We start from the raw sequence: 22,070 nt of genomic DNA, 5'->3' as shown, positions 1-22,070 counted from the left end.
GCCCCCCGGGTCAGCACAGCCTTAACACCACGCAGGAGGCCGGTCGATGAGCCCTCGTCAGAACAAGCCGCACGAGATCGTCGAGCGGGCCCTGGAGCTGTCCCGCAGCGACGACTGCGTCGTGATCGCGTCCGAGCGGTCCACCGCCAATCTGCGCTGGGCGGCCAACGCGCTCACCACCAACGGCGTCACCCGGGGCCGCAGCGTCACCGTGATCGCGACCGTCGACGGCGCCGAGGGCACGGCCTCGGGCGTCGTGTCCAGCTCGGCCGTCACGGCCGCCGAGCTGGAGCCGCTGGTACGGGCCGCCGAGGCCGCTGCCCGGGACGCGGGGCCGGCGGAGGACGCCCAGCCGCTGATCACCGGTGTAGCGCACTCCCCCGCCTTCACCGAGGCGCCCGCCGAGACCTCCTCGGCGGTCTTCGACGACTTCGCCCCGGCGCTCGGCGAATCCTTCGCGCGCGCCCGCTCCGAGGCCCGCGAGCTCTACGGCTTCGCCCACCACGAGGTCGTCTCCAGCTACCTGGGCACGTCCGCCGGGCTGCGGCTCCGCCACGACCAGCCCACCGGCACCCTGGAGGTGAACGCCAAGTCCCCGGACCGGTCGCGCTCCGCGTGGGCCGGCCGCGCCACCCGGGACTTCCGCGACGTGGATCCGGCGGCGCTCGACGCCGAGCTGGCGCAGCGGCTCGCCTGGGCCGAGCGTCGGGTGGAGCTGCCGGCCGGGCGGTACGAGACACTGCTGCCGCCGTCGGCCGTCGCCGATCTGCTGGTCTACCAGCAGTGGTCGGCGGCGGCGCGGGACGCGGCGGAGGGCCGTACGGTCTTCTCCCGGCCCGGCGGTGGCACCCGGGTCGGCGAGAAGCTGTCGGGCCTGCCCCTGACGCTGCGCAGTGATCCTCGGGAGCCGGGGCTGGAGTGCGCGCCGTTCGTGCTCGCGAGCAGCTCCGGCGATGACGCGTCGGTCTTCGACAACGGGCTGCCGCTGGAGGCCACGGACTGGATCCGTGACGGTGTGCTGGAGCACCTGCTCACCACCCGCCACAGCGCCGGACTGACGGATCTGCCGGTCACACCGTTCATCGACAACCTGATCCTGGACGCCGGCGGCACCCGTTCGCTGGAGGAGATGGTCGCGGCGAGCGGCCACGACGGGCCGGCCCTGCTGCTGACCTGCCTGTGGTACATCCGCGAGGTCGACCCGGCGTCGTTGCTGCTGACCGGGCTGACCCGGGACGGGGTGTATCTGGTGGAGAAGGGCGAGGTCACCGCCGAGGTCAACAACTTCCGCTTCAACGAGTCCCCGGTGAGCCTGCTCGGCCGGGCCACCGAGGCGGGGCGCACCGAGCCGACGCTGCCGCGCGAGTGGGGCGACTACTTCACCCGGGCCGCGATGCCCGCGCTGCGGATCCCGGACTTCAACATGAGCTCCGTCAGCCAGGGGGTGTGACCGCGAGGGCGCGGGGCCGGTCCGAAGAGACCCGAATAGACTGGCCCCCGTCCATTCAACGATTCCTTCCCCTCACCCGCCATACCCATCAGTCCCATCGATCCTCAGGAACGTCATGACACGCCTCGGCGAATCCGTCGCCCGCGCCAGCGAGATCCTCGCGCAGGACCTCTCCTCCGACCAGGCCGTCCAGCGGCTGCTCACGGAGACGGGCTCGCGGCGCTATCTCGACCTGACGGATCTGTCGGCACAGGAGCAGGCCGAGCTGATCGCCGCCCGTGCCGTCGAGGTGCTGCCGGGCGTGGAGAAGCTGGCCCAGCGGATCGAGGAGCGCCGGGCGGCGGGCAAGGGCCTGCACATCAAGCTGGGCATCGACCCGACGGCCGCCGACGTGCACCTCGGGCACGCCGTGCCGGTCATCATCCTCAGCCGCTTCCAGCGCATGGGCCATGACGTCACTCTGCTCATCGGTGACTTCACCGCCAAGATCGGTGACCCGACGGGCCGTACGGCGGAGCGTCCGCCGCTGACCGACGACGACATCGCGGCGAACCTGGCGGGCTACCGCGAGCAGGTCCGGCCGTTCTTCGACTTCGAGAAGGTCAGCTTCCGGCAGAACAGCGAGTGGCTGGCGCCGTACACCTTCCCCGAGCTGCTCGGGCTGATGGCCCAGGTGCCGGTCTCGCAGCTGTTGCAGCGCGAGGACTTCCGCACCCGGCTGGCCGCCGGTTCCGGGCTGACCATGTCGGAGCTGCTCTACCCGATCGCGCAGGGCCTCGACTCGGTCGCGCTGGACTGCGACGTCGAGCTGGGCGGCGCCGACCAGCTGCTCAACCTGCAGATGGGCCGCAAGCTCATGGAGCTGCGCGGCCAGAAGCCGCAGCTCGTCGTCACGATGCCGCTGATCGAGGGCACGGACGGCACGGGCGCGAAGATGTCCAAGTCCAAGGGCAACTACGTCGGGCTGAGCGCGCCCGCCGACGATGTGTTCGGCAAGATCATGTCGGTGCCGGACCGGCTGATGGAGCCGTACCTGCGGGCCTGGACGGAGTGGACGGACGCCGAGATCGCGGCGGCGACCCGCCGGATCGAGGAGAAGTCGCTGCACCCGATGGACCTCAAGAAGGTCCTCGCGGGCGAGGTCGTGGCGGCGCTGTACGGCATCGAGGCGGCGATGGCGGCGCGCGCCGGGTTCATCGCGCAGTTCTCGAAGAAGAGCTTCACCGACGTCGAGACGCTGCCGGTGGTGGAGCTGGCTGAGCACGGCGCGGAGGCCGCGACGGCCGTGCTCAGCAAGGTGCTGGAGTTCCAGCCCAGCGCCTCGGCCGCCCGCCGGGTCGCCAAGCAGAACGGGCTGCGGCTCATCGTGGAGTCCGCCGCCGGCCAGGAGGCGGTCGTGCTCGCCGAGGCCGAGGCCATCCGCCCGCTGGGCGAGGTGGTCACGGAGACGCTGGCGAAGCTGGAGGTGGCCTCCGGTGCCGAGGTGACGGTGTACCTCAAGGCCGGACGGAAGATCGCCGAGCTGCGCTAGCCCGTCCGGCGGATCGTGGGGTGCACCACCGCTGCGCGGCGGTGTCCTCGAGCGCCGGACAAGCTGGTCGGCTGAGGCTCAGCCGATAGCAGCCCGTCCGGCGCTTGAGGACGCGCCCGCAGGGCGCTCGCCGCCGCAGGCGGCAACGACGGCACCGTAAAGGCAGGCCGTGGGCGGTCGTGCGCATCAGCGCACGGCCGCCCTCGGCTTTCCCCGCCTGGACTTGGCGCTCAGGCGGCGCGTCGGCCGCCTCCGCCGCGCGTCCCGACCCACAGCCGGTCGCCGACCGCGACGACGATCACCGCGCCGAGCAGTTGCAGCAGGTGCCGGCCCCAGTCGACACCCTTGGTCTCGTTGATGCCCAGCCCGGTGGCCGCCCAGTTGCCGAGAAGGCTGCCGATCATGCCGAAGATGACCGTCAGCCAGATCGGGATCTGCTGCTTGCCCGGCAGGATCGCCTTGGCGATCAGGCCCAGGACCAGACCGACGATGATGGCCCACAACCAGCTCATGTCGCCTCCTTCGGGGCGCGATGTGGCGTGCTCCGCCATTCTGGGGCCGCCACCCATACGGCGCACGTCGGAGCGGCCTGTACGGCGTATGGCGGCGACGGTGGTGGGAGGGGCGCGCGGTAGAGGGCACCCGCTCTCGTATCCGGCAGGGGCGCGGCGTAACGTTGAAGAGGTCCTGGACAACGGGGGCCGTCGGCACAGCGGGCGGGTGGTGGAACATGATGCGGAAGCACGGTGGGACGGCGGTATTCCGAATCACCGGGGCTCGGCAGGGCCTCGCCGAGGACGTGCGCGGCCGTCAGCGTCGGTATGTGATCTCGATGCTCATCCGCACCCTCTCCGTGATACTCACCGTGGTGCTGTGGAATATCGAGCGCCATGTGGCCATCGGAACGCTGATCCTGGGCGCCCTGCTGCCCTATGTGGCCGTAGTGATCGCCAACGCGGGCCGGGAGAACGCCCCTTCGCTGCCCGGTACGTTCGTTCCGGCGCCGACCCGCCCGGTGCTGATGTCAGGTCCGACACACCGCACCGCGGAATCCGCTCCGGAAGCAAAACCTTCCGACCGGGCTGATCAAGCCCGTGACCACGGCTGATACGGCGGGCCCGAAAAACACTCCGCCGGGTCGTCTGCAAAGCTCAAGAAAAGCTCAGATCAATCATGTGGTTCGGTGCCCTATGACAGGCACCCCGTGACATACTTCGTAAGCGCTCCGCATCCCCCGTCGGAGCGACAGACCGACGCCGGGCGGCTCCCCCCGTGGCTGCCCGGCGTCGCCATGTCCGGCCGGGCTTGATTACAGTCTGCTGGGTGAACTCCCCTGATACTGCCGTGATCTGCTCCGCCAAGGGCTGCCGTGCCGCAGCGGTGTGGGTGTTGGCCTGGAACAACCCCAAGCTGCACACCCCCGAGCGACGCAAGACCTGGCTCGCCTGTGAAGAACACCGCGAACATCTGTCCAACTTTCTGGATCTGCGCGGTTTTCTCAAAGACGTGGTCACGCTGGAGGAGTGGGAGGCTTCCCCTCACCATTAGGCTTCGCCGATAAAAGCGCACTCGCCGATAAGCCGGGCTTTGACCCGGCAATAACCCGGTGGAATTCCGCCGGCTGCCGCCCTGCGGGTGTCTGCGCCGCCTACGTAGGCGAGCGCCTGCGGGCGCGTCCTCAAACGCCGGACGGGCTGGATCAGCCCCCGATCGCCGACATCGGGCGCTGCGGCTGGAGGAACGCGGGGTCGTCCAGACCCGAGCCGGCCTTCTTGCCCGTGGTCGCCAGCCGCCACAGCCGGGCGATCTCCTCGTCCGGGGCCCCGGAGCGCAGGGCCCCGCGCAGATCCGATTCCTCCCGTGCGAACAGACACGTACGGATCTGGCCGTCGGCGGTCAGCCGGGTGCGGTCGCAGGCCGCGCAGAACGGGCGGGTGACGGAGGCGATGACGCCGACGCGGGCCGGGCCGCCGTCGACCGTCCAGCGCTCGGCGGGGGCGGCGCCGCGCTCGTCCTCGGCCTCGGGGGTGAGGTCGAAGCGGGTGCGCAGGCTGCTCAGGATGGACTCGGCGGTGATCATCCCGTCGCGCTTCCAGCCGTGCTGGGCGTCGAGCGGCATCTGCTCGATGAAGCGCAGTTCGTAGTCGTGCCGGACGGCCCAGGCCAGCAGGTCGGGCGCCTCGTCGTCGTTGAGGCCGGGCATCAGGACGGCGTTGACCTTGACCGGGGTGAGTCCGGCGGCGTGGGCGGCGGCGAGACCGTCCAGCACGTCCTGGTGGCGCCTGCGCCGGGTCAGGGTCGCGAAGACCTCGGGACGCAGCGTGTCGAGGGAGACGTTGACGCGGTCCAGTCCGGCCGCCTTGAGCGCCTCGGCGGTGCGCCCGAGGCCGATGCCGTTGGTCGTGAGGGACAGCCGGGGGCGGGGGGTGAGCGCCGCGCAGCGCTCGACGATGCCGACGAGGCCGGGGCGGAGCAGGGGCTCGCCGCCGGTGAAGCGGACTTCGGTGATGCCGAGGTCGGTGACGGCGATGCGGACGAGGCGGACGATCTCGTCGTCGGTGAGCAGATCCGGCTTGGCGAGCCACTGCAGCCCCGTTTCGGGCATGCAGTAGGTGCAGCGCAGATTGCACCGGTCGGTCAGGGAGACGCGCAGGTCCGTGGCCACGCGACCATAGGTGTCGATGAGCACGGCAGGGCCCCTCCCGGGACTGGAACGGTAGTTCGTTCAATTGTTCCGCAGCGTACGCGATGGCCTTGGCCTTCAACAGTTCGTTGACGCGGGTGTACGGACCGGTCCCGGGAGGGGCCGTGGTGGGTGGGAGGGGTCAGTGCGCTCCGAAGCCGGTCAGGGAGCGCACCTCCAGTTCGGCGTACTTCTTCGCGTCCGGGGTCTCCCGGGAGAGCAGCGATCCCAGCCAGCCGAGCAGGAAACCGAGCGGGATGGAGACCAGGCCCGGGTTGGCGAGGGGGAAGTAGTCGAAGTCCATTCCGGGGAAGAGCGCCTTCTCGTTGCCGGAGAGGACCGGGGAGAAGATCACCAGGGTGACGGAGGAGATCAGTCCGCCGTAGATCGACCAGAGGGCGCCCTGGGTGGTGAAGCGCTTCCAGAAGAGGCTGTAGAGGATCGTCGGGAGGTTGGCGGAGGCCGCGACGGCGAAGGCGAGGGCGACCAGGGCGGCCGCGTTGAGCCGGTGGGCGAAGATGCCCAGCGCGATGGAGACCGCGCCGATGGCGACGGCCGCGAACTTCGCGGTGAGGATCTCCTCCTTCTCGCTCGTCCTCCCCTTGCGGATGACGTTGGCCCACAGGTCGTGGGCGAAGGACGCCGAGGAGGCGAGGGTGAGCCCCGCGACCACCGCGAGGATGGTCGCGAAGGCGACGGCGGAGATCACGGCGAGCAGGATGGCGCCGCCGGTGGAGCCGGCGCCGCCGCCGATCTCCTGCGCCAGCAGCGGCGCGGCGGTGTTGCCGGACTCGTTCGACGCGATGATCTTCTTGGAGCCGACCAGGGCGGCGGCCCCGAAGCCGAGGGCGATGGTCATCAGATAGAAGGCGCCGATGATGCCGATCGCCCAGTTCACCGACTTACGGGCGGCTTTGGCCGTCGGCACCGTGTAGAAGCGGATCAGGATGTGCGGCAGACCCGCCGTGCCGAGGACGAGCGCGATGCCGAGCGAGATGAAGTTGAGCTTGGAGGTGCCGTCCTTGCCGTACTGGAGACCGGGTTCGAGGAAGGCCCTGCCCTTGCCGCTCTCCTTGGCCGCTTCACCGAGAAGAGTGGAGATGTTCCAGTTGAACTTGGTGAGCACGAGGACGGTGATGAGCAAGGTGCCCGCGATGAGCAGGACGGCCTTGACGATCTGCACCCAGGTCGTGCCCTTCATTCCGCCGATGGTCACGTAGAGCACCATCACGACGCCGACCAGGGCGATGATCCAGCGCCTGGAGCCCTCGCCGGTGGCGCCGAGCAGCAGCGCGACGAGCGCTCCCGCGCCGACCATCTGAGCGAGCAGGTAGAAGATCGAGACGACAATGGTGGAGGTGCCGGCGGCGGTGCGTACGGGCCGCTGCTTGAGGCGGTAGGCGAGCACGTCGGCCATGGTGAAGCGGCCGGAGTTGCGCAGCGGCTCGGCGACGAGCAGCAGGGCGACCAGCCAGGCGACGAGGAAGCCGATGGAGTACAGGAAGCCGTCGTAGCCGAAGAGCGCGATGGCGCCGGCGATGCCGAGGAAGGACGCGGCGGACATGTAGTCGCCGGAGATGGCCAGGCCGTTCTGGAAGCCCGTGAAGGACCGGCCGCCCGCGTAGAAGTCGGTGGCGTCCTTCGTCTGCCGGCCCGCCCAGACGGTGATGGCGAGGGTCGCGGCGACGAAGACGGAGAACAGCGTGATGATCAGGGTGCGGTGGTCGCTGGCGGCCGCCGCGGCGAGCGGCTGGGCCAGGGACAGGCCCGTGGCCGGGTCGGTGCCCGCCACGGAACCGATCCCGCTGCCGACGGCGGTCATGGCGGCGCTCACTTCGAGGCCTCCAGACCGGCCTTGAGGGCCTCCGCCTTGGGGTCGATCTTGGCGGCGGCGTGCCGGGAGTACCACCAGGCGATCAGGAAGGTGGTGAGGAACTGGGCCAGTCCGAAGACGAAGGCGATGTTGATATTGCCGACCACGGTGGTGCCCATGAAATCGCCCGCGTAGTTGGAGAGCAGGACGTACAGCAGGTACCAGGCGACGAAGGCCACGGTGAGCGGGAAGGCGAAGGATCGGTGGGACCGGCGCAGTTCACCGAATTCGGCGCTCGACTGGACCCTGGTGAAGCGGTCGGCGCAATCGGGTTCGTCCGGCTCCTGGGTGATGGTTGGTGCGGTGTCCACGGTCTCTCCTGACGAGGGGGTGCGAGGCGCGAGCCGTCAGCGGTGATCCAGAAGTTGATCCGAGCTTGTGATCCGAATCACGCATCGTAGAGGGGTGCCGTGGTATTGCGACAGAGGGGTGATCGGCGAATTTGACATCAGCCGCCGTTTGAGGCAATACCGCCCGCCTGCCGTGTCGTTGACCCTGATGTGAGCACTGCGCCGCCCCCTCCCCCGCCGCCGCCCGGTCGACGCCCGTTCGGAATGGTCAGGCTGACGGAGCCGATAGCCGCGGTGCGGACCGGCCGGCCGGCCGCCATCCCGACGGCCGGCCGTTGGTACGGGCCGCGGGTGCCGCTGCCGCCGCTGAGCATCGACGCGCTGCGCGGTCCGGGCATCCCTTCCTGAGGAACCGGCTCCGGTTCCACCTCCACATCTGACGCCGCGTCATGGAGTGTGACGCGACGGCGACATGACGGTTCCTCCCGGCCTTTGTTCCAGGAATTCATTGCCGGGGGCCGGAGATCGGCGCTAGCTTCACTCGTCATGTACCCGTCCGTGTGCGGCCTGCGCCCGGGCGGTTTTACGGATGATGTGGAGAACCCATGGCTCATCTGCGCTCCAGACGGCGTCACGCCCTGCTGGCCGTCCCCGTCGGACTGGCGCTCACCGCGTCGCTCGGCTTCCTGCCCGGCGCGGCCGCGGCGGCCCCGCAGGGCACGTTCGCGGTACAGGCCCCCGTCACCACGGACGGCCCGCAGCTGTCGTACGTGGTCAACACGGACACCGCCCGCGGCACCGTCGCGAAGGTGAAGAAGGCCGTCACCCAGGCGGGTGGCAGCATCGTGGCGGCCTACGACCGGATCGGCGTCATCGTCGCCCACTCCAAGAACCCCGAGTTCGCCAAGACCCTGCGCGCGGTGCCGGGCGTGACGTCCGCGGGCGCCACCCGCACCGCGCCGCTCGCCCCCGCCGCCACCACCGACGTCGGCAAGCCCGAGAAGGTGAAGCTGCCGAAGGACGCCGCCCGGAGCGCGGCCCGCTCGGCCACCGCCGGCGCGGAGCCGCTGGAGGGCCTCCAGTGGGACCTCGCCGCCATCAAGGCGGACAAGGCCGCGAAGATCAACCCGGGCAGCAGGAACGTCACGGTCGGCGTCATCGACACGGGCGTGGACGACACCCACCCGGACCTCAAGCCGAACTTCTCCCGGAGCCAGTCGGCCAGCTGCGTCACCGGCAAGGCGGACACCAGCCCCGGTGCCTGGCGCCCGTTCGACCCGGCGGAGGACTACCACGGCACGCACGTGGCCGGTTCGATCGCCGCCGCCCGCAACGGCGTCGGCGTGGCCGGCGTCGCGCCCGGCGTGAAGGTCTCCGGCATCAAGGTCAGCCAGGACAAGACCTCGCTGTTCTACGCGGAGAGCGTGGTCTGCGCGTTCGTCTTCGCCGCCGACCACGGCATAGCCGTGACGAACAACAGCTACTACGTCGACCCGTGGCTCTACAACTGCGACGACGACCCGGACCAGAAGGCGATCCGCGAGTCGGTCGGCCGGGCCGCGAAGTACGCCCAGGACAAGGGCACGATCAACGTCGCCTCGGCGGGCAACTCCGCGCACGACCTGGCGGCCAAGGAGATCACCGACGCCTCCAGCCCCAACGACACCACTCCCCTGCCGCGGAAGATAGACCCGTCGAAGTGCCTCGACGTACCGGCGCAGCTCCCGGGCGTCGTCACCGTCGCGGCCACCGGCGTCAAGTCGCTGAAGTCGTACTACTCCAACTACGGCCAGGGTCAGATCGATGTGGCGGCCCCCGGCGGCGACCGGTACCAGGTGCCCGGGCTGCCCGCGAAGGACGGCCGCATCCTCTCCACGATGCCGGGCGGCGACTGGGCCTACCTCCAGGGCACCTCGATGGCCGCCCCGCACGTGGCCGGTGTCGCGGCGCTGCTGAAGAGCACGCACCCCAAGTCGAGCCCGCAGGAGCTCCAGTGGCTCCTGAAGGCCCAGGCCGACAACCCGGGTTGCCCCACCGCGTACGACCCCGACGGTGACGGCAGGATCGACGCCACCTGCGTCGGCAACCAGCACGTCAACAGCTTCTACGGCTACGGCATCGTCGACGCCCTGGACGCGGTCCAGGACTGATCCGGACGGTGAGCCACGGGGGCCGGGCCGCGCCACGCGGCCCGGCCCCTTCCACCTTCCCGGCCCGGCTTCCCTCCGGGCGCCGGGCCGGGCGGTCCCGGCCGCGACAGCCCTTCCGCCAGCAGGTACTGGGCGGCGAGATAGGTGAGCATGATCCAGAACTGTGGGACGGGTGCCTGCGGCCACTCGGCGATGCCGCCCGCGATGAGCGTGTCCGACAGCAGGAACAGCGCACCGCCCGCGCCCGCCCGCACCCCCGCGCGGGTCGCGCCGCACGCCATCGCGGTCAACAGCAGGCTGTAACAGGCGACGGGCACCCGCAGCCCCGCCTCCAGGTCCGGCCACAGCACCAGGACGACACCGAGCCAGGCGACCCCGTACGCACCCGCCAGGGCGTACGTACGTGCCCCGCCCGCCGCGCCGAGCCGGGCGAACAACGCCAGATAGCAGACGTGCCCGGCCGCGAACGAGCCCATGCCCAGCAGAAAGACGGTGTCGCCGCCGATCTGGAGCAGGGTGTCGCCGCCGCACCCGAACAGCAGCGCGGCGACGAGCGGCCGGGGTCCGCCGCGGGCGACGACACGGGCGGCGAGCAGCGGCATCAACACGGGCTTGGTGACCTGGACGAGGGCCGGGACGCCGACGGCGAGCGCGCACAGGTGGACGACGGCGACGGCGGCGAAGGCGATCAGCAGCGCGCGGGGCGTGCGGAGTCGTCTCACGCGACGCGCTCGGGGGCGGCGGCCCGGGACCCGGGCGCCTGCGCGCCGGCGGGCGGCACGTCCCCGGTGGGGGTCTCGTCCCCGGCGGCCGACAAGGGGGCCGGCTGCCATCCCGGCCCCCGGAACACCCGCCCGGCCCGCTCACGCCAGCCCCGCGCCGCCCGCAGATCGCGGGCGATGGCGGCGTACTCGTGCGTTGCGACGCGCAAGGGGTTGTAGGTGTCGATGTTCTTCGTCAGGCCATAGACCGGACGTTCCCCTTCCGGCACGAAGGAGCCGAAGAGCCGGTCCCAGACGATCAGGATGCCGCCGAAGTTGCGGTCCAGGTAACCGCCCTGCGAGGCGTGGTGCACCCGGTGGTGGGACGGTGTGTTCAGGACGTATTCGAAGGGCCGGGGCAGTCTGCCGACCCGCTCGGTGTGCACCCAGAACTGATAGACGAGGTTCGCCGACGAGCAGAACGCCACCGCCGCCGGATGCACGCCGAGCGCGATCATCGGCACGTAGAACGGCCACACGGTCAGCGAGGTCCACGGCTGGCGCAGCGCGGTGGTGAAGTTGAACTTCCGGCTGGAGTGGTGCACCACGTGGCAGGCCCACAGGATCCGGACGACGTGGTGCCCGCGGTGCGACCAGTAGTAGAAGAAGTCCTGGGCCAGCAGCATCAGCGGCAGCGTCCACCACAGCACGGGGACGCGCAGCGGTGTGAGTTCGTAGATCCCGGCGTAGACCGCGACGATCGGGATCTTCCACAGCGCGTCGAAGGCCAGGCTGCCGAGCCCCATGCCGACGCTGGTCGCCGCGTCCTTCGCGGCGTATCCCGCGGCGCCGCTCTCCTCGGCGGGACGCAGCCGATAGCTCACCAACTCCACTGCGGTGAGCAGGACGAAGGCCGGTATGGACCACAACACGACATCGGGAAGGTGCGGCATGGCCGCACCATAAACGCGCCACGGGCCGTGCCGCTAGGGGTTGTTACCGTCGGGTACCGGACAAGTGTTACCCGCGGTTCCCCACCTCGCGGCACCGGTGGGGCGCGGCGGCGGGGACCGGGCGCCGACCCGGTGCCGGCAGGTCGCCGGCCGCGGGCGGTGTCCACCGTCCGGGTGACGGAGGCCGGCGAGGGGGACCCCGACGGGCCCCGCGCGGAGTGGAACACGTCACATCGGCGGGGTCTTTACGGGCCCGGGGCCGGGCCCACGCTGTCAGTGCGGGCCCGTATTCTCTGTGACCATGCTCGAAGACCGCGCCGCCGCCGAATCGCCGACCCCGTGGCCGACCGCGTATCCCGACGGATACGCGGTCGTCGACGTGGAGACCACCGGGCTCGCCCGGGACGACCGGATAGTGTCGGCCGCGGTCTATCAGCTGGACGCCAGAGGCCAGGTGGAGGACCAGTGGTACACGCTGGTCAACCCCCAGCGCGATCCCGGACCGGTGTGGATCCACGGTCTGACCACCGAGGTCCTCTCCGGTGCGCCGCTCTTCCCGGAGATCGCCGGCGAGCTGGCCGCACGGCTCGACGGCCGGGTCCTCGTCGCGCACAACGCGGCCTTCGACTGGTCGATGCTCGCCCGTGAGTTCGCCCGCGCCCGGGCGACCGCGCCCGTGCGTCAACGGCTGTGCACGATCGCGCTCTCCAAGGAGCTGCGACTGCCGCTGCCCAACCACAAGCTGGAGTCGCTCGCCGCGCACTACGGCGTCGTGCAGCAGCGCGCGCACCACGCGCTGGACGACGCGCGGGTGCTCGCGGAGGCGTTCCGGCCCAGCCTGCGGCTGGCGGCCCAGGCCGGGCTGCGGCTGCCGCTGCTGGCCTGCCAGCCGCTGACCGAGTGGTCCGACGGGCCCGCGCCCGCGCGCTCGGCCACCGTCGGCTACCAGCCGTCCTACCGGCAGTCGACCTGGCGGGCCAGCCGCAAGCGGCCCGCCTGCCCGTATCCCAACCCGGGACGTTACGAACCGGGCGAACAGCTCATTCAGGGCATGCGGGTGGCGTTCTCCGGCGACACATCCATCGACCGCGAGCTGCTGGAGGACCGCGCCATCGACGCCGGGCTGCACATCGCCACCAGCGTCTCCCGCCTCACCAGCCTGCTGGTCACCAACGACCCCGACTCCCCCACGTCCAAGACCACCAAGGCCCGTTCGTTCGGCACCCCGGTGATCGACGAGGCGGCGTTCATGCAGCTGCTGCTGCACGTCACCCCGGCGCCCGGTACGTCCGGCGGCTCCTGAGGCACGACGGCGGCACCCGATGGCCGGGGGGCGAACCACGCCAGGTACCGTCAAATGTGTGTATCGCTTCCTGTTGTCCCGGCAATGGGTGATCCTCACGCTCGTGGGGCTCGCCCTGATCCCGGTGATGATCAAGCTGGGCTTCTGGCAGTACCACCGCCACGAGCACCGGGTCGCCCGGAACGACCAGATCGCCCAGAGCCTCGGCGCCGACCCCGTCCCCGTCACCCGGCTCGCCGCACCCGGCCGGCCCGTGCCGCACGACGACGTCTGGCGCCGGATCACCGCGAGCGGCACGTACGACACCAAGGGCGAGGTCGTGGTCCGGCTGCGCACCGACGCCGACGGCAACCAGGGCTATTTCGTCCTCACCCCGCTGGTGACGGACAGCGGCCCGGCCCTCCTCGTCAACCGCGGCTGGATCCCGGCCGACGGCGATCTGACCAAGCTCCCGCGCATCCCCCCGGCGCCGAAGGGCAAGGTCTCGGTCGTCGGCCGGCTGCGGGCCGACGAGACCACCGGCAGCGGCATCAAGGACACCGAGGGCCTGCCGGACCGCCAGGTCATGCTGATCAGCAGCGAGCAGCGCGCCAAGGCGCAGCACCGGCCGTTCCTCGGCGGCTACGCCGAACTCGTGGGGCCCGTCCCCGAGGGGCAGCCGAAGCCCGTCCCGGCCCCGGACCACAGCGAGATCGGCCCGCACATGGCCTACGCCGTCCAGTGGTGGCTGTTCTCCGGCTTCGTGCCCGTCGGCTGGTTCATCCTCGTCCGCCGCGAGCGACGCGACCGCGCCGCCGAGGCCGCCAAGGCGGCGGACCGCCCGAGCGCCGGGACCGCCGCCGTCGCGTAGCCGGCCGCCTCCCTCGCGGAGTAGCCCCGGAGTAGGTCCCCCGCGATCAGGGAAGACGCTTCGCGTGGCACCACTCATCGAGGACTACGCGCTCATCGGCGATCTCCAGACCACCGCCCTGGTCGGCCGCGACGGATCCATCGACTGGCTCTGTCTGCCCCGGTTCGACTCGCCCGCCTGTTTCGCCGCGCTCCTGGGGGACGAGGAGAACGGCCACTGGCGGCTGGCCCCCCAGGGCGCCGGGGAGTGCACCCGGCGCGCCTATCTCGAGGACTCCCTCATCCTGGAGACCGTCTGGGAGACCGGATCCGGCACGGTCAAGGTCACCGACTTCATGCCCCAGCGCCACCGCGCCCCCGACGTCGTCCGCATCGTCGAGGGCGTCAGCGGCTCCGTCGACATGGTGGGCGTGCTGCGGCTGCGCTTCGACTACGGCAACGTCGTCCCCTGGGTCCGCCGGGCCGACGGCCACCGGGTCGCCGTCGCCGGGCCCGACTCGGCGTGGCTGCGCAGCGAACCGCCCGTGCGGACCTTCGGCAAGGGCTTCAGCACCCGCTCCGAGTTCACCGTCGGCGCCGGGGAGAAGGTCGCCTTCGTGCTCACCTGGCACCCCTCGCACGAGCCCCGCCCCGAACTCCTCGACCCGCACGAGTCCCTGCGGCACAGCCTGGAGGACTGGCGCGAGTGGGCCTGCCGGTGCCGCTACCAGGGCCCGTACCAGGAGGCGGTGATGCGTTCGCTGATCACCCTCAAGGCCCTCACCTACGCGCCCACCGGCGGCATCGTCGCCGCCCCCACCACCTCCCTGCCCGAGGACATCGGCGGCGTCCGCAACTGGGACTACCGCTACTGCTGGCTGCGCGACTCCACCCTCACCCTCGGCGCCCTGCTCTCGGTCGGCTACCTCGAGGAGGCCGCCGCGTGGCGCGACTGGCTGTTGCGGGCGGTCGCCGGGGACCCCGCCGACCTCCAGATCATGTACGGCGTCGCGGGCGAGCGCCGGCTGCCCGAGACCGAGCTGCCGTGGCTGTCCGGCTACGAGCGGTCCGCCCCGGTACGGGTCGGCAACAGCGCGGTCAACCAGCTCCAGCTCGACGTCTACGGCGAGGTCATCGACTCCCTCTACGTGACCCGCCGGGGCGGGCTCAACGCCAAGCCGCACGCGTGGAGCGTCCTGCGGGTGTTCATGGAGTTCCTCATGAAGCACTGGCGCGAGCCCGACGAGGGGATCTGGGAGGTCCGCGGCCCGCGCCGGCACTTCGTCCACTCCAAGGTGATGGCCTGGGTCGCCGCCGACCGGGCCGTGCGCATCCTGGAGCACGACCCGAAGCTCAAGGGCGACCTCGCCCGGATGCAGCAGATGCGGGACGAGGTCCACCGCGAGGTCTGCGAGAAGGGCTACGACCCCGAGCGCGGCACGTTCACCCAGTCCTACGGCTCCACCGAGCTCGACGCCGCCACCCTCCTCATCCCCCGCGTCGGCTTCCTGCCCCCCGACGACCCCCGCGTCGTCGGCACGGTCGACGCGATCCACCGGGAGCTGACCAACGACGGGCTCGTCCGGCGCTACACCGTCGACGACAAGCCCGTCGACGGGCTGCCCGGCAACGAGGGGACCTTCCTCGTCTGCTCCTTCTGGCTGGCCGACGCCCTGCATCTGACCGGCCGGCGGAAGGAGGCCCGACGTCTGTTCGAACGCCTGCTGACCCTGCGCAGCGACCTCGGTCTGCTCTCCGAGGAGTACGACCCCGTCGCCCGGCGACAGCTCGGCAACTACCCGCAGGCGTTCAGCCACATCGGGCTGGTGACGACCGCGCTGCTCCTCGACGCGGAGGGGTGCGAGCGGCCCGACGTCCGCACGGACTGAGACGCGTCTCAGCCGACCCGCTCCGCGCGGTGCCGGACCGCCCGGAGCCGGACCTCCGCCGGGAGACGGGTGAGGCCCGCGGAGGCCCGGGCGTGGGTCAGGGCCTCGGTGTACAGCCGGTGCAGGGCCGAGGCGGGGGCGGCGTGCGGGGCCAGGGTCAGACCGACGCGGGCCTCGGGGGCCGTCCGGCTCCCGCTCAAGGTGATCTGCGCCTGGTCGACCCCGTCCAGCGACTCCGCCTCGGCGGCCAGCACGCTCTCCAGGGCATGGCCGCGTACGAGCGCACCCTCGCCGTCACCGCTGTCGACGAGCACCTCCCGCAGCCGGCGCCGCCGCGGCTGCGCGAGCAGCCACCACAGGGCGAGCAGCACCGCGACCGCGAGGGCGGCGATGACCACCGGCCACCACCAGCCCTGCGACCGCCACGTGCGGCGGTCGGCGCGGGAGAGCAGCACATCGTGCGGCCCGTCGAAGGGCCACGCGGACGGCAGGGTGACGTTCCAGTGCCGCTGCAGGTCCAGCGCGCCGATCAGCACCGCGGCGCCGAGCGCCAGCAGCACCACGCCCGCCAGTCCCACGAGCACCCGGTTGACGGTCCTCAGCATCGCGCGCTCACCTCTTCACCGGTCGGCTCACCCGTACCGACAGCCGCGGGTGCCGGGCGAGCCCCAACTCCCGTACGCCGTCGGCCAGTACCGTGTCCACGTCCGCCCGCACCTCCTCCAGGTCCCTGAAGTGCGACCGGGCCCGGGTCCTGATCCGGTGCCGGCCCACGTCGACCCGTACCGACTGCACGCCGGAGATCTCCATGACCCGGTCGCGGAGGACGAGCGCGGCCGCCCGCCGGTCGAGCCCGGCCCGTACGTCGGGGGTGTCGCGCCGCATCGGCAGCACCCCGCGCAGGCCCGGTGTCACGGCGAGGACGAGCAGCCACAGACCGATCAGCGCGGCGGCCGCCGCGCCCCCGATCACCCAGGCGTTGTCGAGGGGGCGGGTGGCCAGTTCGTCCGCGAGGCGCCGGCGCCAGCTCATGGCGGGCCGGCCCGCCCGTACCGCCGCCACGTCGTAGAGGAGCACCCCTGCGGCGCCCAGCACGACGAGGGCGACGAGGGCTGCGGGCAGCCGGCGCGCCGACCAGAAGCGCCCGGCGCGACCGCCGTCCTCGGGGGCCTGCGGGGCGGCCGCCTCGGGAGCTCCGGGGGGCCCGCTCTTCTCCAGCGTCGGGGGGCCGCCGCCCGGCTCCGGGCCGCTCATCGGACCCGCTCCGCGTCCGCGCCCAGCGTCTGCGGAGAGTGCAGCCGCTCCACCGTGACCGCCACCTCCGGGACGTCCATGCCCACCAGCCCCCGCACCCGCTCGACGACCCGGCGGCGTACCGCGCCGCACTGGGCGCCGATGTCGCAGGGGTACCCCAGCTCCACGAAGACCCGCACGCGGGCCGAGTCGTCGCGGACGACCACCGACGCGTGCGGGGGCGTGTGGGCGTCCGCCGCCGCGGCGCTCAGCGCCTCCCGTGCCGCCTGTGAGGCGATCTTCGCGACCACCCGGTCGGCGATATGGGTCGCACCGCGCTCAGCCGGTTCCACCACGCGTCCTCACCGCACCCCTCGCCGCGCCGAAACCGCCACTACCGCCGTCCCTCGCGATCCCTCGTCCGGAAGAGGTCGCCCGGCTCCAGGTCCCCGTCCAGGAACCGGCCCACCACGAACCCGACGGCACCCAACGCCGCCACCAGCAGAAAGGCCCCGAACCCACCGAAGTACCCGGCGAATGCCAGCCCCATGCCGGCGATCAGGCCGACCGCAGCCATGTTCATCGTGTGCTCCTTACTGGAGCCTCGGCTCCGGCTCGTCCTCTTCTTCATCCGGCAGCTTGACGTCGCTCACGGCGATGTTGACCTCGACGACCTCCAGGCCCGTCATGCGTTCCACCGCCGAGATGACGTTTTCCCGCACGGAGCGGGCCACATCCGCGATGGCGAAGCCGTAGTCCACGACGATCTCCAGATCGAGCGCGGTCTGGACCTCGCCGACCTCGGCCTTCACCCCGCGGCTGACGGACTTGGCGCCGCCGGGCACCCGGTCGCGTACGGCACCGAAGGTGCGGGAGATGCCGCTGCCCATCGCGTGGACGCCGACCACGTCACGGGCGGCGAGTCCCGCGATCTTCTCCACGACGCCGTCGGCGATGGTCGTCCGGCCGCGGTCGGCCGGTGCGGCCTTGGGCTCCTTGGCCGAGCCGCCGGGGCCGCCCGAGCCCTCCGGCCGGTTGCGCTGTGCGGTGTCGGTCATCGTCAATCGCCTCTTTCCCTGGGGGAAGGAAAAACGTTCGCCGGTCCACTTGCCACCCTAAGCGCGGTCGGCCGACATCGCTCCGGCGAAGAGGTGAACGTGGGGCTCGTGCCCGCCATTCGGGTGGGTCACCCGGCCGCCGGCCCGTCCGTACGGCAGGCTGGTCCCGCTGACGACGGACTTCAGGGGTGACGGTGGCCGCGGACCGGTTGACACAGGCGGTACGACAGCAGCTCGGGCTCGGCAGGCTGCTGCCCCTCGGCGGCGCGGCGGACGGCGCCTGGATCACGGAGCACGCGGCGGTGGGCGCCCTGCGACGGGCGGCCTCGGCCGCCCTGCCGGGGGTCTGGCTGGGCACGGTCCGGCTCGCGCTCGCCGAGCCCGCCACGGCGGTGCCCGCGGCGGTCCCGGCGCCGCCGAGCGCCCTGTCGGCAGGGCCGCTGCGCCTGACGGCGGACTTCGCGGCCACGGTGGACGAGCCGCTGCCGACCGTGGCCGGCCGGCTGCGCGCGGTCCTGTGGTCGGCGGCGTCGGAGGCGCTCGGGCTGGACCTCGACGCGGTGGATCTACGGGCGACGGCGCTGCTCGACGGCCCGGAGGCCGTGGCGGGCGCCGGGTCCGGGGAGGCGCCGGAGGACGCGGCCGGAGCGGAGGACACGGTCGGTGCGGAGGACACGGTCGGTGCGGAGGACGACGGCGCCGCCGCCCGGGCAGTGCGGGCCGTGCCGGGCGTGGCCCGGCTCGCACCGGTGCTCGGCGGCACGGCCCACGCCGTGCGGATCCGGGACCGCACGGACGAGGAGCCGGGCCGTCATACGCAGGTCGAGATCGCGGTGGCGGAGGGCCGGCGCGCCCTCGACGTCACCGCGGCGGTCCGCGGGGCCGTCGCCGCGGCGACGGCCGACGGCGCCCCGGGCCCGGTCACGGTCGCCGTCGTGGTGACGGCCGTCGATCCCGTCGTGAGCGCGGCCCGCTGACGCCGCGGCGGCCCGCGCTACCCGCTGGTATCCCTACTCCCCCAGCCCCGCCAGGTCGCGCAGCCGACGGGCCTGGGCCGCCCGCTCCGCCGTGCGCTGCTCGTCGTAGGTGCGGCCGGAGGCGTCCCGCAGGAGCGCCTTGGTCTCGACGACGGCGTCGCGCGGGGCGGCGAGGAGGGCGGCGGCCAGGTCCTGGGTGGCCGCGTCGAGTTCGGCGGCCGGGACGACCAGGTTGGCGAGGCCCGTGCGCTCGGCCTCCTCGGCGTGCACGAAGCGGCCCGTGGCGCAGATCTCGAGCGCGCGGGCGTAGCCGACCAGCGACAGCAGCGGGTGCGTGCCGGTGAGGTCGGGCACCAGGCCCAGGCTGGTCTCACGCATCGCGAACTGCGCGTCGTCCGCGCAGACGCGCAGGTCGCAGGCGAGGGCGAGCTGGAAGCCCGCGCCGATCGCATGGCCCTGCACGGCCGCGATGGAGACGATGTCGTTGCGCCGCCACCAGGTGAACGCCTCCTGGTAGGTGGCGATTTCGGCGTCCAGCGCCTCGTCCGAGCCGCGTGCCAGGTCCAGGAACGACGGCTCGCCGTCGAAGCCCTCGGGCGTGAAGGCCTGCCGGTCGAGGCCCGCGGAGAAGGACTTGCCCTCGCCACGGAGCACCACGACCCGCACGCTGCCCGGCAGCAGCCGTCCCGCCTCGGCCAGCGCCCGCCAGAGCGCAGGCGACTGGGCGTTGCGCTTGGCGGGGTTGGCGAGCGTGACGGTGGCAACCGCGTCATCGACGGTGAGCTGTACGCCGTCTTGGTCGAGCAGAGTCTTGGGGGCGGTCATGGGGGCCTCCGAACCAGCCGCAGTCACAGTTAAGTTGACTGCACAGTAACCACCCGGTCGACTGCTCGACCGACCGGGTGGCACTGTCCACACCGACGGTGCCCCATGGTGCGTGGCGTCAGGCCGAGGTGGCCTTCTTGCCGCGCGTCGCTCCGCCGCGACCTCGCAGGATCACGCCGGATTCGCTGAGCATCCGGTGGACGAAGCCGTAGGAGCGACCGGTCTCTTCGGCCAGCGCCCTGATACTCGCACCGGAGTCGTACTTCTTCTTCAGGTCTGCCGCGAGCTTTTCGCGCGCGGCGCCGGTTACCCGGCTGCCCTTCTTCAGAGTCTCGGCCACCCGTGCCTCCTCATGGGAGATGCGCTCTTGTCTCTCATGATCACCCCTAGGCGGCCTCCTGGCCACCCATTCGGCAAGGTCGATGACAGGAGGTTTGCGCGATTTCCCGCGCTGACGGGCCTCGGAACAGCCGATTCCGAACATTTGCACCCGTACGACCGTACGGGTGGTGCGACGAACAGGCAGGTCAGAAGGGGCCTCGTCACCACCGGCGCGAACGGCGCCCGACACCCGGCGCAGCGCGTGCGCCGGAGTGCCGGGCGGCATGGTGGTACGAGCCCTACTCACTCAGATGAAGGATCACGTGTCGGCCGAATGATCCATACGCAGTGGATCAGGCCAGCGCGACCAGGTCGCGGTAGTCCGGGCCCCACAGGTCCTCGACGCCGTCCGGCAGCAGGATGATCCGCTCGGGCTCGAGGGCCTCGACGGCCCCCTCGTCGTGGGTGACGAGGATGACCGCGCCCTTGTAGGTGCGCAGGGCGCCGAGGATCTCCTCGCGGCTGGCGGGGTCGAGGTTGTTGGTGGGCTCGTCGAGGAGCAGCACGTTGGCGGACGAGACGACCAGGGTCGCCAGCGCGAGGCGGGTCTTCTCGCCACCGGAGAGCACCCCGGCCGGCTTGTCGACGTCGTCGCCGGAGAAGAGGAACGAACCGAGCGTCTTGCGGACCTCGACGAGGTCCAGGTCCGGCGCGGAGGAACGCATGTTCTCCAGGACGGTGCGCTCGGGGTCGAGCGTCTCGTGCTCCTGGGCGTAGTAGCCCATCTTCAGGCCGTGGCCCTCGATGACCTTCCCGGTGTCGGGCTTCTCGGCGCGGGCGAGCAGACGCAGCAGCGTGGTCTTGCCGGCACCGTTGAGGCCGAGGATGACGACGCGGGAGCCCTTGTCGATGGCCAGGTCGACGTCGGTGAAGATCTCCAGCGAGCCGTAGGACTTGGAGAGGCCCTCCGCCATCAGCGGGGTCTTGCCGCAGGGCGCGGGCTCGGGGAAGCGCAGCTTGGCGACCTTGTCCGAGACCCGTACCGCCTCGAGGCCGGACAGCAGCCGCTCGGCACGCTTGGCCATGTTCTGCGCGGCGACGGTCTTGGTGGCCTTGGCGCGCATCTTGTCGGCCTGCGAATTGAGGGCCGCGGCCTTCTTCTCGGCGTTCTGGCGCTCGCGCTTGCGGCGCTTCTCGTCGGCCTCGCGCTGCTGCTGGTAGAGCTTCCAGCCCATGTTGTAGACGTCGATCTGCGAGCGGTTCGCGTCCAGGTAGAAGACCTTGTTGACGACGGTCTCGACGAGGTCGACGTCGTGCGAGATGACGATGAAGCCACCGCGGTAGGTCTTGAGGTAGTCGCGCAGCCAGACGATGGAGTCGGCGTCGAGGTGGTTGGTCGGCTCGTCGAGGAGCAGGGTGTCGGCGTCCGAGAAGAGGATCCGGGCCAGCTCGACACGGCGGCGCTGACCACCGGAGAGGGTGTGCAGCGGCTGGCCGAGCACCCGGTCGGGCAGTCCGAGCGCGGCGGCGATGGTCGCGGCCTCCGCCTCGGCGGCGTACCCGCCCTTGGTCAGGAACTCCGTCTCCAGGCGCTCGTACTTCTTCATCGCCTTCTCGCGGGTGGCGCCCTTGCCGTTCGCCATCCGCTCCTCGTTCTCCCGCATCTTGCGCAGGACGGAGTCCAGCTCACGCGCCGAGAGGATGCGGTCGCGGGCGAGGACGTCGAGGTCACCGGTGCGCGGGTCCTGCGGGAGGTAGCCGACCTCGCCGGAGCGGGCGATGGTGCCGCCGGCGGGGGTGCCCTCACCCGCGAGGCACTTGGTGAGGGTGGTCTTGCCGGCGCCGTTGCGGCCGACGAGGCCGATGCGGTCGCCCTTCGCGATGCGGAAGGAGGCGTTCTCGATGAGGATGCGTGCGCCGGCGCGCAGCTCGATGCCGGAGGCGGTGATCACGGGGGGACTACTCCAGGGCAGATGGGACGGCGGTGGGGACGGGCTGGGTCGCT

At 71.7% G+C, this 22,070-nt stretch carries 24 protein-coding genes; 10 read left to right on the top strand and 14 right to left on the bottom strand.

Annotation, left to right across the window (positions count from 1 at the left end):
* Positions 1–46: 46 nt before the first annotated feature.
* Positions 47–1,450 carry a metallopeptidase TldD-related protein gene (locus tag FHS38_RS04835; protein ID WP_184730910.1) on the top strand — a complete coding sequence of 468 codons (1,404 nt, stop codon included), beginning with the start codon at positions 47–49 and terminating at the stop codon, positions 1,448–1,450.
* A 115-nt stretch (positions 1,451–1,565) separates the two neighbouring features.
* Positions 1,566–2,981 carry a tyrosine--tRNA ligase gene (gene tyrS / locus FHS38_RS04830; RefSeq protein ID WP_184730908.1) on the top strand — a complete coding sequence of 472 codons (1,416 nt, stop codon included), beginning with the start codon at positions 1,566–1,568 and terminating at the stop codon, positions 2,979–2,981.
* 230 nt (positions 2,982–3,211) lie between these two features.
* On the opposite strand, the gene FHS38_RS04825 is transcribed toward tyrS, so the two are convergent.
* Complete coding sequence (locus FHS38_RS04825) at positions 3,212–3,493, bottom strand: GlsB/YeaQ/YmgE family stress response membrane protein (RefSeq protein ID WP_184730906.1); 282 nt, start codon at positions 3,491–3,493, stop codon at positions 3,212–3,214.
* Positions 3,494–3,804: 311 nt separating this feature from the next.
* Between FHS38_RS04825 and FHS38_RS04820 the strand changes: the two genes are divergently transcribed.
* Positions 3,805–4,089, top strand: coding sequence for a DUF3099 domain-containing protein (locus FHS38_RS04820; protein ID WP_373301874.1), 285 nt, complete (start codon positions 3,805–3,807; stop codon positions 4,087–4,089).
* Positions 4,090–4,304: 215 nt separating this feature from the next.
* Entirely contained in the window at positions 4,305–4,529 is a 225-nt protein-coding gene (locus FHS38_RS04815; RefSeq protein WP_184730904.1) for a hypothetical protein, read from the top strand.
* Positions 4,530–4,680: 151 nt separating this feature from the next.
* Here the strand turns inward: FHS38_RS04815 and moaA are convergent, their stop codons facing one another.
* From moaA to FHS38_RS04800, 3 genes are all read right to left on the bottom strand, one after another.
* Positions 4,681–5,670, bottom strand: a complete 990-nt coding sequence (moaA, locus tag FHS38_RS04810) for a GTP 3',8-cyclase MoaA (RefSeq protein ID WP_184730902.1) — start codon at positions 5,668–5,670, stop codon at positions 4,681–4,683.
* A 136-nt stretch (positions 5,671–5,806) separates the two neighbouring features.
* Positions 5,807–7,486: a monocarboxylic acid transporter gene (locus tag FHS38_RS04805; RefSeq protein ID WP_229822887.1), complete on the bottom strand. Its 1,680-nt coding sequence runs from the start codon at positions 7,484–7,486 to the stop codon at positions 5,807–5,809.
* 8 nt (positions 7,487–7,494) lie between these two features.
* Positions 7,495–7,848, bottom strand: a complete 354-nt coding sequence (locus tag FHS38_RS04800; protein ID WP_184730900.1) for a DUF485 domain-containing protein — start codon at positions 7,846–7,848, stop codon at positions 7,495–7,497.
* Between the two features lie 243 nt (positions 7,849–8,091).
* On the opposite strand from FHS38_RS04800, the gene FHS38_RS04795 reads away from it, so the two are divergent.
* Positions 8,092–8,235, top strand: a complete 144-nt coding sequence (locus FHS38_RS04795) for a hypothetical protein (RefSeq protein WP_184730898.1) — start codon at positions 8,092–8,094, stop codon at positions 8,233–8,235.
* 197 nt (positions 8,236–8,432) lie between these two features.
* Positions 8,433–9,977 (top strand): S8 family peptidase, encoded by a 1,545-nt coding sequence (locus FHS38_RS04790; protein WP_184730895.1) that lies wholly within the window; start codon positions 8,433–8,435, stop codon positions 9,975–9,977.
* On the opposite strand, the gene FHS38_RS04785 is transcribed toward FHS38_RS04790, so the two are convergent.
* Together FHS38_RS04785 and FHS38_RS04780 are read right to left on the bottom strand one after the other, a co-directional pair.
* Positions 9,938–10,699 (bottom strand): lysoplasmalogenase, encoded by a 762-nt coding sequence (locus FHS38_RS04785; protein WP_229822886.1) that lies wholly within the window; start codon positions 10,697–10,699, stop codon positions 9,938–9,940. The two genes, FHS38_RS04790 and FHS38_RS04785, sit on opposite strands and share 40 nt — an antisense overlap.
* Positions 10,696–11,631 (bottom strand): sterol desaturase family protein, encoded by a 936-nt coding sequence (locus FHS38_RS04780; RefSeq protein WP_184730891.1) that lies wholly within the window; start codon positions 11,629–11,631, stop codon positions 10,696–10,698. The genes FHS38_RS04785 and FHS38_RS04780 overlap by 4 nt, the downstream gene beginning before the upstream one ends.
* A gap of 301 nt (positions 11,632–11,932) precedes the next feature.
* On the opposite strand from FHS38_RS04780, the gene FHS38_RS04775 reads away from it, so the two are divergent.
* The 3 genes from FHS38_RS04775 to FHS38_RS04765 all read left to right on the top strand — a co-directional run bounded on the left by FHS38_RS04775 (position 11,933) and on the right by FHS38_RS04765 (position 15,651).
* Positions 11,933–12,934: a DEDDh family exonuclease gene (locus tag FHS38_RS04775; protein WP_184730890.1), complete on the top strand. Its 1,002-nt coding sequence runs from the start codon at positions 11,933–11,935 to the stop codon at positions 12,932–12,934.
* Between the two features lie 58 nt (positions 12,935–12,992).
* Positions 12,993–13,784: an SURF1 family cytochrome oxidase biogenesis protein gene (locus FHS38_RS04770; protein ID WP_184730888.1), complete on the top strand. Its 792-nt coding sequence runs from the start codon at positions 12,993–12,995 to the stop codon at positions 13,782–13,784.
* A gap of 64 nt (positions 13,785–13,848) precedes the next feature.
* Complete coding sequence (locus FHS38_RS04765) at positions 13,849–15,651, top strand: glycoside hydrolase family 15 protein (protein WP_184730886.1); 1,803 nt, start codon at positions 13,849–13,851, stop codon at positions 15,649–15,651.
* Positions 15,652–15,659: 8 nt separating this feature from the next.
* On the opposite strand, the gene amaP is transcribed toward FHS38_RS04765, so the two are convergent.
* Genes amaP through FHS38_RS04740 form a run of 5 tightly spaced genes read right to left on the bottom strand, consistent with a single transcriptional unit; the run spans position 15,660 to position 17,942 of the window.
* Positions 15,660–16,256 (bottom strand): alkaline shock response membrane anchor protein AmaP, encoded by a 597-nt coding sequence (gene amaP, locus FHS38_RS04760; RefSeq protein WP_184730884.1) that lies wholly within the window; start codon positions 16,254–16,256, stop codon positions 15,660–15,662.
* A 7-nt stretch (positions 16,257–16,263) separates the two neighbouring features.
* Positions 16,264–16,905, bottom strand: coding sequence for a DUF6286 domain-containing protein (locus FHS38_RS04755; RefSeq protein WP_184730882.1), 642 nt, complete (start codon positions 16,903–16,905; stop codon positions 16,264–16,266).
* Positions 16,902–17,237 (bottom strand): hypothetical protein, encoded by a 336-nt coding sequence (locus tag FHS38_RS04750; RefSeq protein ID WP_184731180.1) that lies wholly within the window; start codon positions 17,235–17,237, stop codon positions 16,902–16,904. Before FHS38_RS04750 ends, FHS38_RS04755 begins: the two co-directional genes overlap by 4 nt.
* A 41-nt stretch (positions 17,238–17,278) precedes the next feature.
* On the bottom strand, positions 17,279–17,467 hold the full coding sequence (locus FHS38_RS04745) for a hypothetical protein (RefSeq protein ID WP_184730880.1): 189 nt from the start codon (positions 17,465–17,467) through the stop codon (positions 17,279–17,281).
* A gap of 10 nt (positions 17,468–17,477) precedes the next feature.
* On the bottom strand, positions 17,478–17,942 hold the full coding sequence (locus FHS38_RS04740; protein ID WP_184730878.1) for an Asp23/Gls24 family envelope stress response protein: 465 nt from the start codon (positions 17,940–17,942) through the stop codon (positions 17,478–17,480).
* A 188-nt stretch (positions 17,943–18,130) separates the two neighbouring features.
* On the opposite strand from FHS38_RS04740, the gene FHS38_RS04735 reads away from it, so the two are divergent.
* Positions 18,131–18,919, top strand: a complete 789-nt coding sequence (locus tag FHS38_RS04735; protein WP_308433636.1) for a hypothetical protein — start codon at positions 18,131–18,133, stop codon at positions 18,917–18,919.
* A 33-nt stretch (positions 18,920–18,952) separates the two neighbouring features.
* Here the strand turns inward: FHS38_RS04735 and FHS38_RS04730 are convergent, their stop codons facing one another.
* The 3 genes from FHS38_RS04730 to FHS38_RS04720 form a co-directional block, all read right to left on the bottom strand.
* Positions 18,953–19,744: an enoyl-CoA hydratase/isomerase family protein gene (locus FHS38_RS04730; protein WP_184730876.1), complete on the bottom strand. Its 792-nt coding sequence runs from the start codon at positions 19,742–19,744 to the stop codon at positions 18,953–18,955.
* Positions 19,745–19,862: 118 nt separating this feature from the next.
* Positions 19,863–20,084 (bottom strand): helix-turn-helix domain-containing protein, encoded by a 222-nt coding sequence (locus FHS38_RS04725; protein WP_184730874.1) that lies wholly within the window; start codon positions 20,082–20,084, stop codon positions 19,863–19,865.
* A 334-nt stretch (positions 20,085–20,418) separates the two neighbouring features.
* Positions 20,419–22,017 (bottom strand): ABC-F family ATP-binding cassette domain-containing protein, encoded by a 1,599-nt coding sequence (locus FHS38_RS04720; RefSeq protein WP_184730872.1) that lies wholly within the window; start codon positions 22,015–22,017, stop codon positions 20,419–20,421.
* Positions 22,018–22,070 lie beyond the last annotated feature (53 nt).

Source organism: Streptomyces netropsis, from assembly GCF_014203545.1.
Classification (GTDB): domain Bacteria; phylum Actinomycetota; class Actinomycetes; order Streptomycetales; family Streptomycetaceae; genus Streptomyces; species Streptomyces netropsis.
The sequence above is the reverse complement of the archived record's forward strand: the minus strand, read 5'-3'. Positions and strand labels throughout refer to the sequence as shown.

What these genes read in the sequence shown, in the direction of transcription:
- amaP (WP_184730884.1), bottom strand. Translation starts at nt 16,256, where the DNA reads ATGCTGAGGACCGTCAACCGGGTGCTCGTGGGACTGGCGGGCGTGGTG.
- FHS38_RS04730 (WP_184730876.1), bottom strand. Translation starts at nt 19,744, where the DNA reads ATGACCGCCCCCAAGACTCTGCTCGACCAAGACGGCGTACAGCTCACC.
- FHS38_RS04745 (WP_184730880.1), bottom strand. Translation starts at nt 17,467, where the DNA reads ATGAACATGGCTGCGGTCGGCCTGATCGCCGGCATGGGGCTGGCATTC.
- FHS38_RS04795 (WP_184730898.1), top strand. Translation starts at nt 8,092, where the DNA reads ATGGTCAGGCTGACGGAGCCGATAGCCGCGGTGCGGACCGGCCGGCCG.
- FHS38_RS04805 (WP_229822887.1), bottom strand. Translation starts at nt 7,486, where the DNA reads ATGACCGCCGTCGGCAGCGGGATCGGTTCCGTGGCGGGCACCGACCCG.
- FHS38_RS04835 (WP_184730910.1), top strand. Translation starts at nt 47, where the DNA reads ATGAGCCCTCGTCAGAACAAGCCGCACGAGATCGTCGAGCGGGCCCTG.
- FHS38_RS04755 (WP_184730882.1), bottom strand. Translation starts at nt 16,905, where the DNA reads ATGAGCGGCCCGGAGCCGGGCGGCGGCCCCCCGACGCTGGAGAAGAGC.
- FHS38_RS04825 (WP_184730906.1), bottom strand. Translation starts at nt 3,493, where the DNA reads ATGAGCTGGTTGTGGGCCATCATCGTCGGTCTGGTCCTGGGCCTGATC.
- FHS38_RS04780 (WP_184730891.1), bottom strand. Translation starts at nt 11,631, where the DNA reads ATGCCGCACCTTCCCGATGTCGTGTTGTGGTCCATACCGGCCTTCGTC.
- FHS38_RS04775 (WP_184730890.1), top strand. Translation starts at nt 11,933, where the DNA reads ATGCTCGAAGACCGCGCCGCCGCCGAATCGCCGACCCCGTGGCCGACC.
- tyrS (WP_184730908.1), top strand. Translation starts at nt 1,566, where the DNA reads ATGACACGCCTCGGCGAATCCGTCGCCCGCGCCAGCGAGATCCTCGCG.
- FHS38_RS04740 (WP_184730878.1), bottom strand. Translation starts at nt 17,942, where the DNA reads ATGACCGACACCGCACAGCGCAACCGGCCGGAGGGCTCGGGCGGCCCC.
- FHS38_RS04790 (WP_184730895.1), top strand. Translation starts at nt 8,433, where the DNA reads ATGGCTCATCTGCGCTCCAGACGGCGTCACGCCCTGCTGGCCGTCCCC.